The sequence below is a fragment of the Cupriavidus numazuensis genome (assembly GCF_905397435.1).
GTDB lineage: Bacteria > Pseudomonadota > Gammaproteobacteria > Burkholderiales > Burkholderiaceae > Cupriavidus > Cupriavidus numazuensis.
The window spans coordinates 61,065-76,454 of the sequence record NZ_CAJPVI010000034.1 but is presented as its reverse complement, the minus strand read 5'-3'; the positions used below and the strand labels follow the sequence as shown (position 1 = coordinate 76,454).

Sequence of the window (15,390 nt, the reverse complement as noted above, 5' to 3'; positions counted from 1 at the left end):
TCAGCCTCCGTTGCGCCGTGCCGCGAGCTTGCCCAGCGTCCAGAACAGCGACAGCGCTACGACCAGCCCGGCGAGCAGGCCAGCAATGGCCATCAGGCTCGGGAACGCCGATACCCGGATCCAGACGCGCGCATACCATGGCAGGTCGCCGACGTAATAGCGCTCGCCCAGCCGTAGCCCGTCGACCTGGTCGTGGCGTACCACGGTCAGGTCGCCGCGCATCTGCGCGACCTTGCCGGGATTTTCCAGGGAGTCGAGCAGGTCTGCGACGCGACCGTCTTCGGTTGCGGTCAGCGCCACCACGCTGTTGCCTTCGGCATAGGGTGACTGGAAGCCCACCAGCGCCGCCAGTGGACCGTCGGCCGTCAGGATGGCGCGCCCGGTTGGCGTGATCGGATCCTCCTCGACGCCGCTGAGCCAGTTGGACCAGGCATGGCTGCGCTGGTCGCGCAGCGTGATCTCGGTGCGGCCGCGTTCGATCAGCATCGGCAGCGACTTGCCCCATTTGCCGAGCACGCCTGCTGCGCTGCCCGTGCCCACGATTAGCAGGTTACGTCCACGCACGCTGTCGATCTGCGCAGCGGGCACCACCGCTACGCGCAGCGACGGCAGGCCGGTCCACTTGCCCATGTGGCCGAGCAGCGTGAGCAAGGCTTCCTGGTCGAGTGCCGTGGGCGCGTCGGGCATGACGACTGCGGTGTCGGCCAGGTCGGCCAGCCGCGTGAACGGATAGCCGCTGTTGGCGAAGAACGCGAGATTGGGCAGGCCGGTGTAGTGCGAGAAGCGGCTGAAATCGATGCTCGAATCGGGATCGATCGCGGCGCGCGCCACGTTCGTGGCGGTCGACGTGCACAGCCCGGTCTTCTGCGAATCGATGTGGAAGCTGACCTGCATCTGGTTGTTGCTGCCGACGCGGAAGGCCGGGATGCCGATCAGGTTCTCAGCCGACACGCTGCTGCCCGACAGCAGCGGAACGCTGACCAGGTTCTGGTCATCCTTCATCGCAAGCGGCTTGAGCCGGTACGAGCGCACGAGCTGGTCGTTGATGTCGATGCTGATCACCGAATCGTTGTACGTCGGCGGCGCGGTGTAGCGGTAGCGCACGTTCAGCGGCACGTTGCTGCGCGTCCAGTCGTACAGATCCGCCGGCACGCGCAGGTTCACGCGGATCGGGTTCGGGTTGTAGCCTGCCACCTGGAGCTGCTGCGGGTCGGACACCAGTTCCTTGAACAGGATCGGACGGTCCGTCGGCGCCCAAGCAGGTGCGTCGTAAGGCTGGCGCGGGCTGCCGATATCCACGGACTGCACTTGCGAGCTGCTGCCGGCCATCGCCGTCTTGCTCAGCACGACGCCGTTGGCCGCGGTCTGCAGTTCCTGGGGGGTGCGGCCCGCAATGACCAGCAGCTTGCGGTGGGGACTGGCGGGGTTGGGCATGACGCTGACCGACGGCCCCTTGATTTCCGGTAGCGCGATGCCGGCAGGCAGGTCCCCTGGCAGCACGAAGGCAATCGAGTCGGCATCCGCCGGCGCGCTGCGTGCCACCGGGAAGCGCGCTTCCCGGTACGACGCGAGCGCGCCCAGCCACGACGCCACCAGGCCGGCCGCGCGCAGCGTCGCGGCGTCGGCATTGGCCGGCAGCACGAACGGCACGGTCACGCGCCGGTTATCGCGCCGGTCGAAGAACGGCGCCGGCAGCAGGGCAAGGCTGTCCGGCAGCGTCATATGCGCCTTGCTCAGCGTCAGCGTGGTGGCCGGACTGATATCGGCCCACAGGCTGGAGTGCAGCGGATCCTCGCAATGATCCATCGTGTAGTGCGCGATCAGCTGCACCGTCAGATGGTTGAAGTCGGTAAAGAAGCGTGGGTCCAGGTCGATCTCGCGCGTGACCAGGCGGCCGGCCTCCTTTTCCTCCAGCGGCACGGTGGCGATCACCTCGTCATTGAGCGTGATCTTGATATGCGACAGCGGGAAGATCAGCGCCGGCGAATACGTGAATACCAGCTTGAGCCTGGCCGCGGTGACGACTTCATCGAGCCGCACGCCGACATCGAGCGAGCGGTCATCATCGACGCCGCGAAGCGCAATCGGGCCATACGAGCCCATCTGGCGCAGGGTCAGGACCTGAGTGCTTGTTGCTGTCGGCAACGCCGGCGGTGCTTCGGCCGGCTGTGCCGGGGCCGCTGCGGCGCTCGCGGACGTGGCGGCGGGAGTGGGCGCGGCCAGAACGCCGTGCCATGGCCAGGTCGGCGCGGCCAGCATCATCAGGGCGAGGCTGGCAGATAGCAGGCGGCGGCGGGGTGTCGGGGCGTACGCTGAGCGGGGCATGGCGGAAGGCCTTTTCCTGTTCATGCGAACGGTGGGGGCATCGCCTGTTGGCGCGTCAGCGTTCCGCCGCCGTTCAATTCGGTGATTCCGGGCAGTCGGGTTCGCCGGCCGGGATGACAAGACCAGCCGTTCAACGGTTCGGCTGAGTGTAGACCCAATGCTTCGCCTGATGCACATGAGAGGTGCTTTTCTCGAAAACATTCATGTCCGCTGCCCAAAAAGTAAAACGAGCGGTCGGCAGAAAGCGCTACAAAAAGTGATGATTATTCCATAACCATCAAAATGGTTGTCGATTTATGTGATTTTTGCATCTCATTCAATGGGGTGCCACAGCATTCCGGCAGCGCAGCGAAGGCGCCCTCCGGTCAGGCGCCGGCTATGCCTGCGAGACAGCGGCGCCTGCCAGGCACGACATCCAATCCCCGCATAGCGTCCTCCCAGCGTCCCGAAAATTCATCATTCATCCAACTCATATATATGAGCTAGTTGACATGGACTAATCCCTCTCCTAACATGACTTCCACACACCGACCCACAACCGAGGAGACAACAATGATTCATGTCGTGCTGCATGACGCCAAGGACACCGTCGCGGTGGCCGTGGTGGAGGGCATCCAGGCGGGCACAAAGCTCAATGCGTGGATCATGGATGAGGACAAGATCGTCACGGTGACGGCGCTGCAGCCGATTCCCATCGGCCACAAGGTGGCGCTGTGCGACATGGCGCCCAATGACACCGTCTTCAAGTACGGCATCGACATTGGCAAGGTGGTGGCCCCGATCAAGGCCGGCGAACACGCCCACGTCCACAACATCAAGACCAAGCGCTGGTAATCCGCCGCGCCGCTGTCACCCCATCCATCTGATCCCCATTCCATATTCGAGGACCACGCCATGTCCGTGATCGACCAAAACACCACCTTCTGGGGCTACCGCCGCGACAATGGCCGCGTTGGTGTGCGCAACCACGTCATCATCCTGCCGCTGGACGACCTGTCCAATGCCGCCGCCGAAGCCGTGGCCGCCTCCATCAAGGGCACCATGGCGATTCCGCACCCGTATGGCCGCCTGCAGTTCGGGCCGGACCTGGACCTGCACTTCCGCACGCTGATCGGTGCGGGCAGCAACCCGAACGTCGCCGCGGTGGTGGTGATCGGCATCGAAGACGGCTGGACCAAGCGTGTCGTCGACGGCATTGCCAAGACCGGCAAGCCCGTGGTCGGCTTCGGCATTGAAGGCCACGGCGATCACGAGACCATCATGCGCGCCTCGAAGGCGGCCAAGGAATACGTGCAGTACGCGACCGCGCTGCATCGCGTCGAATGCCCGATCAGCGAACTGTGGGTATCGACCAAGTGCGGCGAGTCCGATACCACGTCCGGCTGCGGCGCCAACCCGACGGTCGGCAATGCGTTTGACAAGCTGCATCCGCTCGGCACGACGCTGGTGTTCGGCGAGACGTCGGAACTGACCGGCGGCGAGCACATCGTCGCGGCACGCTGCGCCAATGACACGGTGCGCCACGAGTTCATGGCGATGTTCGAGCGCTACCAGGGCATGATCGACCGCTGGAAGACCTCGGACCTGTCGGAATCCCAGCCGACCAAGGGCAATATCGCGGGCGGCCTGACCACCATCGAAGAGAAGGCGCTCGGCAATATCCAGAAGATCGGCAAGAAATGCACGGTCGACGGTGTGCTCGACAAAGCCGAGGAGCCGACCCATCCGGGCCTGTGGTTCATGGATTCGTCGTCCGCCGCGGCTGAAATGGTGACGCTGTGCGCGGCCGCCGGATACGTGGTGCATTTCTTCCCGACCGGCCAGGGCAACGTGATCGGCAACCCGATCGTGCCGGTCATCAAGCTCTGCGCCAATCCGCGCACGGTGCGGCTGATGAGCGAGCACATGGACGTCGATTGTTCAGGCTTGCTGCAACGCGAACAGACGCTCGACCAGACCGGCGACAAGCTGCTCGAGTGCATGCTGGCCACGGCCAACGGGCGCTGGACCGCGGCCGAGGCGCTCGGCCACCGCGAATTCGTGCTGACGCGCATCCACGAGTCCGCATGATGAAGCGCATCTGCATCAGCGAGTTCATGGACCCGGCCGCGGTGCAGGCGCTCACGCCCGGCTTCGACGTGTGCTACGAGCCGGGCTGGGTGGATCGCCGCGACGCGCTGCTGGACGCGCTGGCTGGTGCGGATGCGCTGATCGTGCGCAACCGCACCCAGGTCGACGCGGCGTTGCTGGAACGGGCGCCTGCGCTGCGTGTGGTCGGCCGGCTTGGCGTGGGGCTCGACAATATCGATGTCGCAGCGTGCCGTGACCGCGGTATTCGCGTGATTCCGGCGAGCGGCGCGAATGCGCGATCCGTTGCCGAGTACGTGGTGACCACGGCGGCGCTGCTGCTGCGTGGCGCGTATCTCGGCAGCGCCGAGGTAGCCGGCGGCAAGTGGCCGCGTGCCCGCTTGTCGGAAGGGCGCGAGGCCTTGGGCAAGACGCTGGGCCTGATTGGCTTCGGCGATATCGGCCGGCAGGCCGCCGCGCTCGCGCAGGCGTTCGGCATGCGAGTGGTCGCGCATGATCCGATGCTTGCACCAGACGATCCGGTCTGGGCCGCTACCGGCGTGGAGGGCACAACGCTGGAAGCCTTGCTGGCGCAATCCGATGCGGTGAGCCTGCATGTTCCGCTGGTGACCGCGACGCGGCACCTGATGAACGCACAGCGCATTGCCGCGATGAAGCGGGGCGCCGTGCTGATCAACACGGCGCGTGGCGGCGTGGTGGACGAGGGCGCGCTGGCTGGCGCCTTGCTCGAAGGGCACCTTGGTGGCGCGGCGCTGGACGTGTTCGAAGCCGAGCCGCTGACCGCGGACAGCGTGCTCGCAGACGCGCCGAACCTGGTGCTGACTCCGCATATCGGCGGCGTCACGCGTGAGGCCAATGCGCGCGTGTCGATGATGATTGCCGAGCAGGTGCGGCAAACGCTGGAGGCGCTGCCATGAGCCGTATCCCGATGGAGAAGCTGGAAACATTGGCCCGATCCGCTTTGCGGAGGGCCGGTGCGAGCCAATTGCAGTCGCACGCCACAGCCGCGGCGCTGGTGCGGGCCGATGCCATGGGACTTGCCTCCCATGGCGTATCGCGCGTGCCGATGTATGTCGGACACCTGAGGCACGATCGCGTGGACGGACAAGCGGTGCCGGCCGTGCGCAGTACGCGCGCCAGCGCCGTGCTGGTGGATGCGGCTTGCGGGTTTGCGTTCCCGGCGTGTGAGCTGGCGATCGCCGAGGCCATGCGCCGCGCGCGAGAGACCGGCGTCGGCGTCGGCGCGGTCACCAACAGCCATCACTTCGGCGCCGCTGGCTTGCCGCTCGATACCGTGGCCCGTGCCGGCATGGTCGGCATTGCCATGGGCAATTCGCCTGCGGCGATGCCGGCGTGGGGCGGCAAGCGCGCGCTGTTCGGCACCAATCCGATTGCCGCGGCATTTCCACGGCGGGGGCAGCTGCCGGTCCTGATCGACCTTTCCCTGTCCGAGGTCGCGCGCGGCAAGATCATGGTCGCGGCCAAGCAGGGCAAGCCCATCCCGCCTGGCTGGGCGCTCGACGAGCACGGGCAGCCGACCACCGACGCGCAGGCCGCGCTGCGCGGCTCGATGCTGCCGGCCGGCGGCGTCAAGGGCGCGATGCTGGCCCTGATGGTCGAACTGCTGGTGACCACGCTTGCCGGCGCGCAGTTCGGCGCCGAGGCCGATTCGTTCTTCACGGACGCCGGCAACCGGCCGCGCATCGGTCAACTGTTCCTTGTGCTCGACCCGGGCGCCTTCGCGGGCTCGGACGTGTATGGCGAGCGGGTCGAATCGCTGCTGCAGACGATGCTCGACGACACGGGCACGCGGCTGCCAGGTGCGCGGCGCTATGCGCTGCAAGCCGAGGCGCAAGACCGCGGCATCGAAATACCGGAAGCGCAGCTTGCAGAACTGCTGTCGCTTGCGGGCGAGGAGGTGAAGGCATAGCAGTCATTCCACAACGAAGACGGACCCGCTAGTCGACAAAAAAAGCGGGCCGGCGACCCCAAACGGAGACACACCATGCATCGAGGCTTGATTCGCCCGGCGCTCAGGCTTGCCGCCCGCGCGCTTGTTGCATTGTCCGCAGTTTCGACGTTCGCCTGGCTGGCCGCATCGCCGGCAGCAGCACAGGCAAGCGGCCCGGCGCCGGCCGCCAGTGACTACCCGAGCAAGCCGATCCGCTACGTCGTGCCGTTCTCGGCCGGCGGGCTGACGGACATCATGGCGCGGCTGGTGGGCCAGCAGCTCGCGGAGGAATGGAAGAAGCCCATCGTCGTCGACAACAAGCCCGGTGGCAATGCCAATATCGGTGCCGATCAGGTGGCCAAGTCGCCTGCCGACGGCTACACGTGGCTCGCTGTCACCTTGACCCACGCGTCCAACGTAACCTTGTTCCCGAAGCTGCCGTTCAGCATGCAGAAGGACCTGGTGCCCGTGGCGCGCATTGCGTCGTCGCCGATGCTCGTTGTGGTGCCCACTAATTCGCCGATCAAGTCGATGAAGGACCTGGCTGCCGCAGCCCAGAAGGCTCGGCTCAATGCCGGCTCGAGCGGCAACGGCACGCCGCCGCATCTGACGCTCGCGCTGTTTGAAAGCCAGACCCGCACCAACCTGACCCACGTGCCGTACAAGGGCGGCGCCCCGTCGATGACGGACCTGATCGGCGGGCAGCTCGATGTGGTGTTCTCCAATTTCCCCGAATCGATCGCCTACGTGAAGGGCGGCAAGCTGCGCGCGATAGCGGTGACAACACGCGAGCGGCATCCGCAATTGCCCGATGTGCCCACGGTGGCCGAGGCCGGGTTTCCGGACCTGATTGTCGAGAACTGGACGGGCCTGATGATGCCGACAGGCACACCGCGGCCGATCGTGGAGAAGGTGACGGCGTCGGTCGGACGCTTGCTCCAGACCGATGGCATGCGTGAGCGCATCGTGGCGGCGGGCTTCACGCCGGCACCGCAGAGCCCGCCGTTCAACGAGTATTTCAATACCGAAGTGACGCGCTGGGCGAAGCTGATCGAGGAGAAGCACATCCGCGTCGAGTAGCGCGGATAGCAAGGTTGGATCGCGAAGGAGCGCCGGCGCATGGGGTTCGCGCCGGTGACCGGCGTGACACGGCGGCAGGAAATTGCTTTGATATGATCCGGCCTATCTAAGGAATTGCATCTCAGGGGATCCTCAACGTGGGCGCGAGATTCGAAGCGGGCAGCGCCATCGGCGGTGTCCTGTACAAGGATGTGAAGCAGGCGATACTCGCTGCGCTGGCAGACGGGGAATGGAAGCCAGGCGAGGTTATCCCGTCCGAACGCAAGCTGATCGAACGCTTCGGTGTGTCGATTGGAACGCTGCGCAAGGCGATCGACGAACTTGTGGCGGAGAACATCCTGATCCGCCATCAGGGCCGCGGCACGTTCGTGGCTACCCATCGGCTGGAAGACCATTTCTTTCGCTTCTTCCGCATCGTCCGGCAGGACGGGCATCGCGAGTATCCGACCGTGCAGCTTGCGCGGTTCCGGCGGGCAAAGGCCGACAAGGAAGAGGCCGCCGCGCTGGGCCTGGCGGTCGGCGAAGCGGTGTTTCGGTTCACCAATGTGCTTTCGCTCGAAGGCAAGCCGGTCATGATCGACGCTATCACGGTGCCGGAAGAGCGGTTCAAGACGCTCTCCGAAAAGCAACTGCGCGAGCGCCCCAATACGCTCTACAACTTCTACCAGGACGCGTTCGGCATCAACATCATCCGCACCGAGGAGCGCCTGCGTTCGGCGCTCGCCGACGAGGATGACGAGGCCTTGCTCGGCGTGCCGGTCGGCAGCCCGCTGCTGAAGATCCTGAGGGTGGCATCGTCGTATCACGATGAACGCGTCGAGTACCGCGTGTCGCGGCTCGATACCACCGGCCATGAGTTCGTGCTGTCGCAGCCCTGAGACGCTGAGCGCCGAACCCTGAACCTGAAATGCAGCGCGGCGAACGCGAACCGGACTGGGTCCGGCTCAGGTTCGCCGCGCTGGATGACGCTCCTGCAAGACTGCGGGAGCGTCGGTCTGACTACGCTGGCCTCAGGCCGCGGTTTCCATCACTTCGCCGAAACGCTGCAGGTGGTAGTCGCTGTCGCCAAGCAGCTGGTCGAGCATGGTCAGGCGCTTGAAGTAATCGCCCACGGACAGCTCATCGGTCATGCCCATGCCGCCGTGCAGCTGCACGGCCTGCTGGCCGACGTAGCGGCCGGCGCGCGCCAGCGTGACCTTGGCCGCCGACAGCATGCGGCGGCGGCGTGCCGGATCGGTTTCGTCCAGCGCCTGCACTGCCACGTAGGCCATCGACAGCGCCAGCTCCTTCTGCACGAGCATGTCAGCCATGCGGTGCTGCAGCGCCTGGAAGGCTGCCAGCGGCTTGCCGAACTGTTGGCGCGTGCCCAAGTATTCGCCGGTGATCTCGATCAGCTTTTCCATCGCACCCGCGCCTTCCGCGCACAGCGCGGCCACGCCGTGCTCCATGCCCAGGCCCAGCGCTGCCAGGCCGTCGGCCGGCTGGCCCACCAGGGCGTCGGTGCTCACGGTGACGTTCTGCAGCGACAGGTCGGCGGCGCGCAAGCCGTCGATAGTCGGGTAGCCGGTCACGGTCAGGCCGGCGCTGTCGCGCGGCACCAGGAACAGTGCGACGTCATTGCTACCGGCAATGCGCGCGGTCAGCAGGTAGGCATCGGCCGAAGCACCATGCCAGACCAGGCTCTTGGTGCCGTTCAGCACGTAGCCGCTGCCGCTGCGCTCGGCGCTGGCGCGGGCGGTCTCGGGGCGATAGCGCGTGGTCGGCTCCAGGTAGGCGAGGGTGACGATGCGCTCGCCGCTGGCGATTGCCGGCAGCCATTCTTCCTTCTGCTGCTGGCTGCCGTAGGCCGACAGGATCGCCGCCGACATCACGCCGCTCGGCGTGACCGGTTCCAGCACCAGGCCGCGGCCCAGTTCACGCTGCACCACGAGCTGGCTCGCGGCGCCTTCGCCGAAGCCGCCGAAGTCGGCCGGCACGGTCAGGCCCAGCACGCCCATTTCGGCCAGCTTGTTCCACAGGTTGCGGTCCAGCGCTTCGCCGGCGCGCGAGCTCTTGCGGCGCGCGTCGAAGGTGTATTCGGTATCGATGAAGCGGCGCAGGCTGTCCGCCAGCATCTGCTGCTCTTCGCTGTAGGTGAAGTCCATGTCTGCTATCCCTTCAGAAACCCAGGATCATCTTGGAGATGATGTTCTTCTGCACTTCGGTGGCGCCGCCGTAAATGGAGGTCTTGCGCATGTCGTAGTAGGTCGACGATGCGGACGAAGCCCACGCCGGACCCGACACCGGCTCCTCGACACCGGGCTCCAGCCACTCGGGCGAGTACGGCCACGCGTTGGGGCCAGCCACTTCCATCATCAGCATGGCCAGGTCCTGCTGGATTTCCGAGCCGCGGATCTTGACGATCGAGGCCTCGGGACCGGGCTGGCCGCCCGATTGCGTGGCCACGCGCAGCAGCAGCATTTCGAGCGCCATGATGTCCATCTCGATGCGCGAGATCTTGTCGCGCATGCGCACGTCCTCGATCAGCGGACGGCCGGCGCCATCCGTGGCCTGGGCCGCGTAGTGCTTGAGCTGGCGCAGTTCGCGGTGGCAATGGCCGATGCCGGCAATGCCGGTACGCTCATGGCCGAGCAGGTACTTGGCGTAGGTCCAGGCCTTGTTCTCTTCGCCGAGCAGGTTCTCGACGGGGACTTCTACGTCCTCGAACCAGGTCTCGTTGACGTCGTGGCCGCCGTCGAGCGTCTTGATCGGGCGCACGGTCACGCCGGGCGACTTCATGTCGATCAGCAGCATCGAGATGCCTTCCTGGGCCTTGGCTTCCGGGTCGGTGCGGACCAGGCAGAAGATCCAGTCGGCGAAGTGGGCCATGGTGGTCCATGTCTTCTGGCCATTGACGATGTACTTGTCGCCCTTGCGCACCGCGCGGGTCTTGAGCGAGGCCAGGTCAGAACCGGAGCCCGGCTCGGAATAGCCCTGGCACCAGAAGTCTTCGACATTGGGGATGCGCGGCAGGAAGCGTTCCTTGTGCGCCTGGCTGGCATATTTCATCAGCACGGGGCCGATCATGGTCAGGCCGAACGGCAGCATGCGCGGTGCGCCGGCGCGCAGGGTCTCGATCTCGAAGATCAGGCGCTGCAGCGCGTTCCAGCCCGTGCCGCCCCATTCCTTGGGCCACGTCGGCGCGCCCCAGCCGTGCGCGGTCAGGATGCGGTGCCAGCGGACATAGTCGTCCTTCTCGACGCGCTGGTGGTTCAGCACCTTGTTGCGGATGTCCTCCGGCAGATTGGCCTGGACGAACGCCCGGACTTCCTCGCGGAAGGCCTGTTCCTCAGCGGTAAAACGCAAATCCATCTGAATGTCCCCTGTGGTACGCGGGCCGCATGGCGTATGCGCGGCGGCCCTTCACTGTGCTGGCCGATTGTATGAGCGCCTTGCCGTTCGGTTCTTCATCAATGGCAAAGGTGTCCTTCGTACCGGCGGAACTGTTGCACGGGGCGCGGCCGCGCCGAAGGCGGCCTTAGCGAATTCCAAATGGCTTAGCCGGGATACATGGCGCAAACTTCTTCACCTGCGTTAAGTGCGTTGCAGTGCATTCCCCGACGCATTCGCCGTATCAACTCCTGACCGAGCAGCGAGCATCATGTCTTCCTTCCGCCCCGAGTTCATCCACGACCTTCCCCGCCATTGGGCCACGCAGACGCCGCAGGCGCCGTGCCTGCACGAGAGCGGTACCGTGATCAGTTACGGCGAGCTGTGGCGCCGCATCGAGACCACGCGGGACTGGCTGGCCGCGCAGGGCGTGGGCGAGGGCGACCGCGTGATCGTGGTCGGCGAGAACTGCAACGAGATGATCGCCACGATGTTCGCCTGCAGCACGCTGCACGCATGGCCGATCCAGGTCAACGCGCGCCTGTCGGCGCGCGAGATCGACAACATCCGCGACCATGCGCAGCCGGTGCTGGTACTGTTCACGGGGCACGTTTCCGATGTCGCTGCCGCGCACGGCCGGCGGCTCGACGCCAAGGCGACGGGTTGTCCGGTCCATGCGGACGGCATGACCGTGGTGCGGGCCGAGACCACGCCGGACCGCGTGCCCGCAGACCAGGCGCGCAAGGTGGCCACGCTGATCTATACGTCGGGCACCACCGGCGCGCCGAAGGGCGTGATGGTGCCGCACGAAGGCCTCACGCATTTCGCGCGCATTTCCGCGACCTCGCGCAACATGGGCCCGGCCGATGTCGCGTACGGCGCGCTGCCGATGTCGCATATCTTCGGCATTGCCACGGTGCTGCTGGCGACGCTGTACGGCGGCGCGAGCCTCTTCGTGCGGCCCCGCTTCGATGCGGACGAGGTGTTCGACGCGCTGGAGTCGCCGGGCGTCACCATCCTGCAGGGCGTACCCACGATGTTCACGCGCATCATGGCGGTCGCGCAGCAGCGCGAGCGCAAGGCCTATCCGGGCCTGCGCTATCTGTACACCGGCGGCGCGCCGCTGGATCCGACCCTCAAGGGCGACGTGGAAGCGTACTTCGGCCAGCCGCTGCACCATGGCTATGGCATCACCGAGTACGCGGGCTCGCTCTTCATCACGCGCATGGAAGCGCCGCGCGCCGACTGCTCGGCCGGCTACATCGTCGAAGGCGTCGAGATCAACATTACCGATGGCGAAGGCAATCTGCTGCCGGCCGGCGAGCGCGGCCAGATCCGCGTGCGCGGCCCGGGCGTGATGCTCGGCTACTACCTCAACCCCGAACAGACCGCCGAAGCGCTGCTGCCGGGCGGCTGGCTCAATACCGGTGACCTCGGCTACCTCGACGCCGACGGCGCGTTGTTCATCTCGGGCCGCTCGAAGGACCTGATCATTCGCTCCGGCTTCAACGTGTACCCGATCGAAGTGGAATCGGTGATCAACGCGTTCCCGGGCGTGCGGCAATCGGCCGTGGTCGGTCGCAACACCAGCGACGGCAATGAGGAAGTCGTGGCCTTCATCGAGATGCAGGACGGCGTCGAACCTGATCGCGCCAAGCTCGACGCCTATCTGCGCGACAGCCTTGCGCCGTACAAGCGCCCGGCGGAAGTGCGCGTGATCGATGTGATTCCCACGACGGCGAGCGGCAAGCTGCTCAAGCAGCCGCTGCGGGCCTTGTTGGGCTGATTGCCCGGCACGTTTTTCTGCCCGCCGGTCGATTCGCGGTTCGCGATTTGCATCCGGCGGGAAATACAAAGTCAATCTGGAGGAGACAACATGAAACGTTGGATGACCGTTGCCGCGATGATGGCTACGCTGCTGCATGGGGCCGCATGGGCGGCTGATGCGTATCCGTCGCGCCCGATCAAGCTGATCGTGGGCTATGCGCCTGGCGGTCCCGTCGACACTGCGGCACGCATCTATGCCGACCAGCTCGGCCGTGCGCTGCACCAGCCGGTGGTCGTGGACAACCGTGCCGGTGCGAGCGGCGCCATTGCCGCCGACTTGACCGCCAAGTCGGCACCGGATGGCTACACGCTGTATTTCGTCGCCAGCCCGACCATGACGATGACGCCGCTGATCCAGCGCTCGGTCAATTTCAATCCGCTCAAGGACTTCACCTACATCGGCCTGATCACGGACTACACCAATGTGCTGCTCGTGAACAAGGACTTCCCGGCGAAGAACGTCGGCGAACTGGTCGATTACGCGCGCAAGCATCCGGACGACGTGACGTTCGGCTCGGCCGGCGTCGGGGCGTCCAACCACCTGTCGGCTGAACTGCTCGCACAGATGAGCCACGTCAAGATGCTGCACGTGCCGTACAAGGGCAATTCGCCCGCGATGGCCGACGTGATGAGCGGCAAGGTGACGTTCATGTTCGACATCACCGGTACGGCCATCGGCCATATCAATGGCGGCAAGGTGCGCGCGCTGGCGGTGACATCGAAGACACGCAACCCGGCGCTGCCGAACGTGCCGACCATGATCGAGTCCGGATTGAAGGACTATGACCTGACCGGCTGGTATGCGCTGATCGGTCCGCAGAAGCTGCCTGCCGACGTGGTCGACAAGCTCATCAAGGCGCAGAAGACCATCGGCGACGATCCGGCGTTCAAGCAGCGCATGACGGCCGGTGGCTATGACCTCAACATCTCCGGTCCCAAGCCTCTCGCTGACCGCATTCAGCGCGAACTGAAGCTGTGGGGCGGCGTGGTCAAGACGGCGAATATCCAGGCCGACTGATCGAAGGCCGGCTCTAGTCGAGATTGGGTTGTCGTCCTTGACCGGCGCCGCTGTTTCGCCGGCGTAGCCGGCGACCTACTCTTTTGTCCGAGCGACAAAAGAGTAGGCAGAAAAGCGCGTCGTTGCCGCTGGCCATCAATTCCACGGTGGCAGTGGTTCAAACGGCTTTGGACGCCTGCCACGGTGGTCAGTGGTTCGAGCCTGCTAACGCTATGTGAGTCAGAACCTGTGCCTTGCGCGGCACGGCTTTTGGACGATCCCCAAGACGGACTCGGGTACAGCGTTCCAACCAGGTCAGTGGTGGGACGCCTTCGGCTGCGCTGCGCGCGCGTCGTCGTCTGGGGGCAAGCTCATCAACGGCGCTGGCGCCCGAGGTCCGCTTTCTTCTCTCTCGCGCTCTCTATTTCGCGCATGCAATGCGCGGGCCGCGTCGCCGAGGCGTGGTTTGCCTTTGGGCCTGCATGCTCAGACTAGAGCTCTGCGCGTAGCGCAGCCGAAGGCGATCACACGATATCGCTCGCAGCAGGGTCCACATACGCTTGCAGGGCTCGTTCAATCAGCGCTGTAATTCTGACCACGGTCGTGCCCCACGCGGCAGGCAGCGCAAATCCCCTCTGAAGCCCATACCCGTACAACACCGCTGGCACACTACGATAAAAATTCGCCCCTTTGGGGCAACCAAAACGCGTTTTTGGTTACTTTTGTCGCTCGGACAAAAGTGACTCGCCGGCTACGCCGGCGAAACAGCGGCGCATGCCAAGAACGACAACGCGTAATTCGACGAAGAGCCAACAAAAAAGGGGCAAGCCTGACGCTTGCCCCTTTTCTCTCTCCTGCTGTCGTCGAGATTGCGATCAGCTTTCGATCTCGGCCCACCCTTGCATTGCCTGGCCGCCAGCATCGTCACCGGTCCAGAGGATCAGCTTGCCGGCTTGAGCCGGATCGGCCGTGCCGCCAACGGTGATGATGTCCTGGTCGAACAGCGGCGCCAGTCCGCGGAAACCAAAGCGCCGCACGCGTGCCTGCGGCTGTTCGCGTGCCACCAGGTCCAGCATCAGCATGGCCTGCATCGGACCGTGCACGACGAGGCCCGGGTAGCCTTCCACGTCCCGCGTGTACTCGCGGTCGTAGTGAATGCGGTGGCCATTGAAGGTCAGCGCCGAATAGCGGAACAGCATGACCGGATCGGCGCGCAGCGTGCGTTGCCATTGCGCCGTATGCTCCAGGCGCGGACGCGCGGGCTGCGGCTTGCCGATTTCCGGCATGGCACGATAGACGATGTCGTGGCGCTCGCGCACGGCGATCTGCCCGTTGACGCTCAGTTCGTGGTCAACGGCGACGAACCACAGTTCGCCACTGCGGCCAGCCTTGTGCTGAACGTCCTTGATGGTCGACGTGCGCGTCACGGTGTCACCGACGTGAATCGGGCGTTCGAACGACAGTTCACTGCCCGCCCACATGCGACGCGGCAGCGGCACGGGCGGCATGAAGCCGCCGAGAGCCGGATGTCCGTCGGCGCCGATGTCGCGTTGCTGCGCGCGCGGCAGGAAGTAGAGCCAGTGCCACAGCGGCGGCAGCGGCCCGCGCACTACGGCTTCCGGGTCGAGGTCAAACGTGGCGGCCAGGCCGATCACGGGTTCCGGCGTCAGTGTCTCGGTGCGTGATTCACTGCGGCCGATCCACGTGCGCAAATGGTCGAGTTGGGAGTTCTGGGTCATGACGACTGCCTTTG

The 15,390-nt window shown here is 65.5% G+C and carries 13 protein-coding genes; 8 read left to right on the top strand and 5 right to left on the bottom strand.

Features of this window, described 5'->3' with window-relative positions; all coding sequences use genetic code 11:
* Entirely contained in the window at positions 1 to 2,325 is a 2,325-nt protein-coding gene (gene bcsB, locus KHO41_RS24935; RefSeq protein ID WP_211955936.1) for a cellulose biosynthesis cyclic di-GMP-binding regulatory protein BcsB, read from the bottom strand.
* Between the two features lie 552 nt (positions 2,326 to 2,877).
* Here bcsB and KHO41_RS24930 point away from each other — a divergent pair.
* The 6 genes from KHO41_RS24930 to KHO41_RS24905 all read left to right on the top strand — a co-directional run bounded on the left by KHO41_RS24930 (position 2,878) and on the right by KHO41_RS24905 (position 8,322).
* A complete protein-coding gene (locus tag KHO41_RS24930; protein WP_211955935.1) occupies positions 2,878 to 3,159 on the top strand; it encodes a UxaA family hydrolase in 282 nt (93 codons plus the stop codon).
* A 60-nt stretch (positions 3,160 to 3,219) separates the two neighbouring features.
* Complete coding sequence (locus tag KHO41_RS24925; RefSeq protein WP_211955934.1) at positions 3,220 to 4,395, top strand: UxaA family hydrolase; 1,176 nt, start codon at positions 3,220 to 3,222, stop codon at positions 4,393 to 4,395.
* Positions 4,395 to 5,330, top strand: coding sequence for a hydroxyacid dehydrogenase (locus KHO41_RS24920; protein ID WP_211955954.1), 936 nt, complete (start codon positions 4,395 to 4,397; stop codon positions 5,328 to 5,330). Before KHO41_RS24925 ends, KHO41_RS24920 begins: the two co-directional genes overlap by 1 nt.
* Positions 5,327 to 6,343: an Ldh family oxidoreductase gene (locus KHO41_RS24915; RefSeq protein WP_211955933.1), complete on the top strand. Its 1,017-nt coding sequence runs from the start codon at positions 5,327 to 5,329 to the stop codon at positions 6,341 to 6,343. The genes KHO41_RS24920 and KHO41_RS24915 overlap by 4 nt, the downstream gene beginning before the upstream one ends.
* Before the next feature lie 75 nt (positions 6,344 to 6,418).
* Positions 6,419 to 7,444: a Bug family tripartite tricarboxylate transporter substrate binding protein gene (locus KHO41_RS24910; protein WP_211955932.1), complete on the top strand. Its 1,026-nt coding sequence runs from the start codon at positions 6,419 to 6,421 to the stop codon at positions 7,442 to 7,444.
* Positions 7,445 to 7,581: 137 nt separating this feature from the next.
* Positions 7,582 to 8,322: a GntR family transcriptional regulator gene (locus KHO41_RS24905; protein WP_211955931.1), complete on the top strand. Its 741-nt coding sequence runs from the start codon at positions 7,582 to 7,584 to the stop codon at positions 8,320 to 8,322.
* Between the two features lie 132 nt (positions 8,323 to 8,454).
* Here the strand turns inward: KHO41_RS24905 and KHO41_RS24900 are convergent, their stop codons facing one another.
* From KHO41_RS24900 to KHO41_RS41960, 3 genes are all read right to left on the bottom strand, one after another.
* A complete protein-coding gene (locus KHO41_RS24900) occupies positions 8,455 to 9,588 on the bottom strand; it encodes an acyl-CoA dehydrogenase family protein (RefSeq protein WP_211955930.1) in 1,134 nt (377 codons plus the stop codon).
* Positions 9,589 to 9,601: 13 nt separating this feature from the next.
* A complete protein-coding gene (locus KHO41_RS24895) occupies positions 9,602 to 10,795 on the bottom strand; it encodes an acyl-CoA dehydrogenase family protein (RefSeq protein ID WP_211955929.1) in 1,194 nt (397 codons plus the stop codon).
* A gap of 222 nt (positions 10,796 to 11,017) precedes the next feature.
* A complete protein-coding gene (locus tag KHO41_RS41960; RefSeq protein WP_407065390.1) occupies positions 11,018 to 11,182 on the bottom strand; it encodes a 2Fe-2S iron-sulfur cluster-binding protein in 165 nt (54 codons plus the stop codon).
* On the opposite strand from KHO41_RS41960, the gene KHO41_RS24890 reads away from it, so the two are divergent.
* The gene (locus tag KHO41_RS24890; RefSeq protein ID WP_376989528.1) at positions 11,109 to 12,599 is read left to right on the top strand and encodes a class I adenylate-forming enzyme family protein; all 1,491 of its coding nucleotides are present in this window, start codon (positions 11,109 to 11,111) and stop codon (positions 12,597 to 12,599) included. The genes KHO41_RS41960 and KHO41_RS24890 overlap by 74 nt on opposite strands.
* A gap of 90 nt (positions 12,600 to 12,689) precedes the next feature.
* Positions 12,690 to 13,658: a Bug family tripartite tricarboxylate transporter substrate binding protein gene (locus KHO41_RS24885; protein WP_211955927.1), complete on the top strand. Its 969-nt coding sequence runs from the start codon at positions 12,690 to 12,692 to the stop codon at positions 13,656 to 13,658.
* An 854-nt stretch (positions 13,659 to 14,512) separates the two neighbouring features.
* On the opposite strand, the gene KHO41_RS24880 is transcribed toward KHO41_RS24885, so the two are convergent.
* Positions 14,513 to 15,376, bottom strand: a complete 864-nt coding sequence (locus KHO41_RS24880) for an FAS1-like dehydratase domain-containing protein (RefSeq protein ID WP_211955926.1) — start codon at positions 15,374 to 15,376, stop codon at positions 14,513 to 14,515.
* Positions 15,377 to 15,390: the final 14 nt, after the last annotated feature.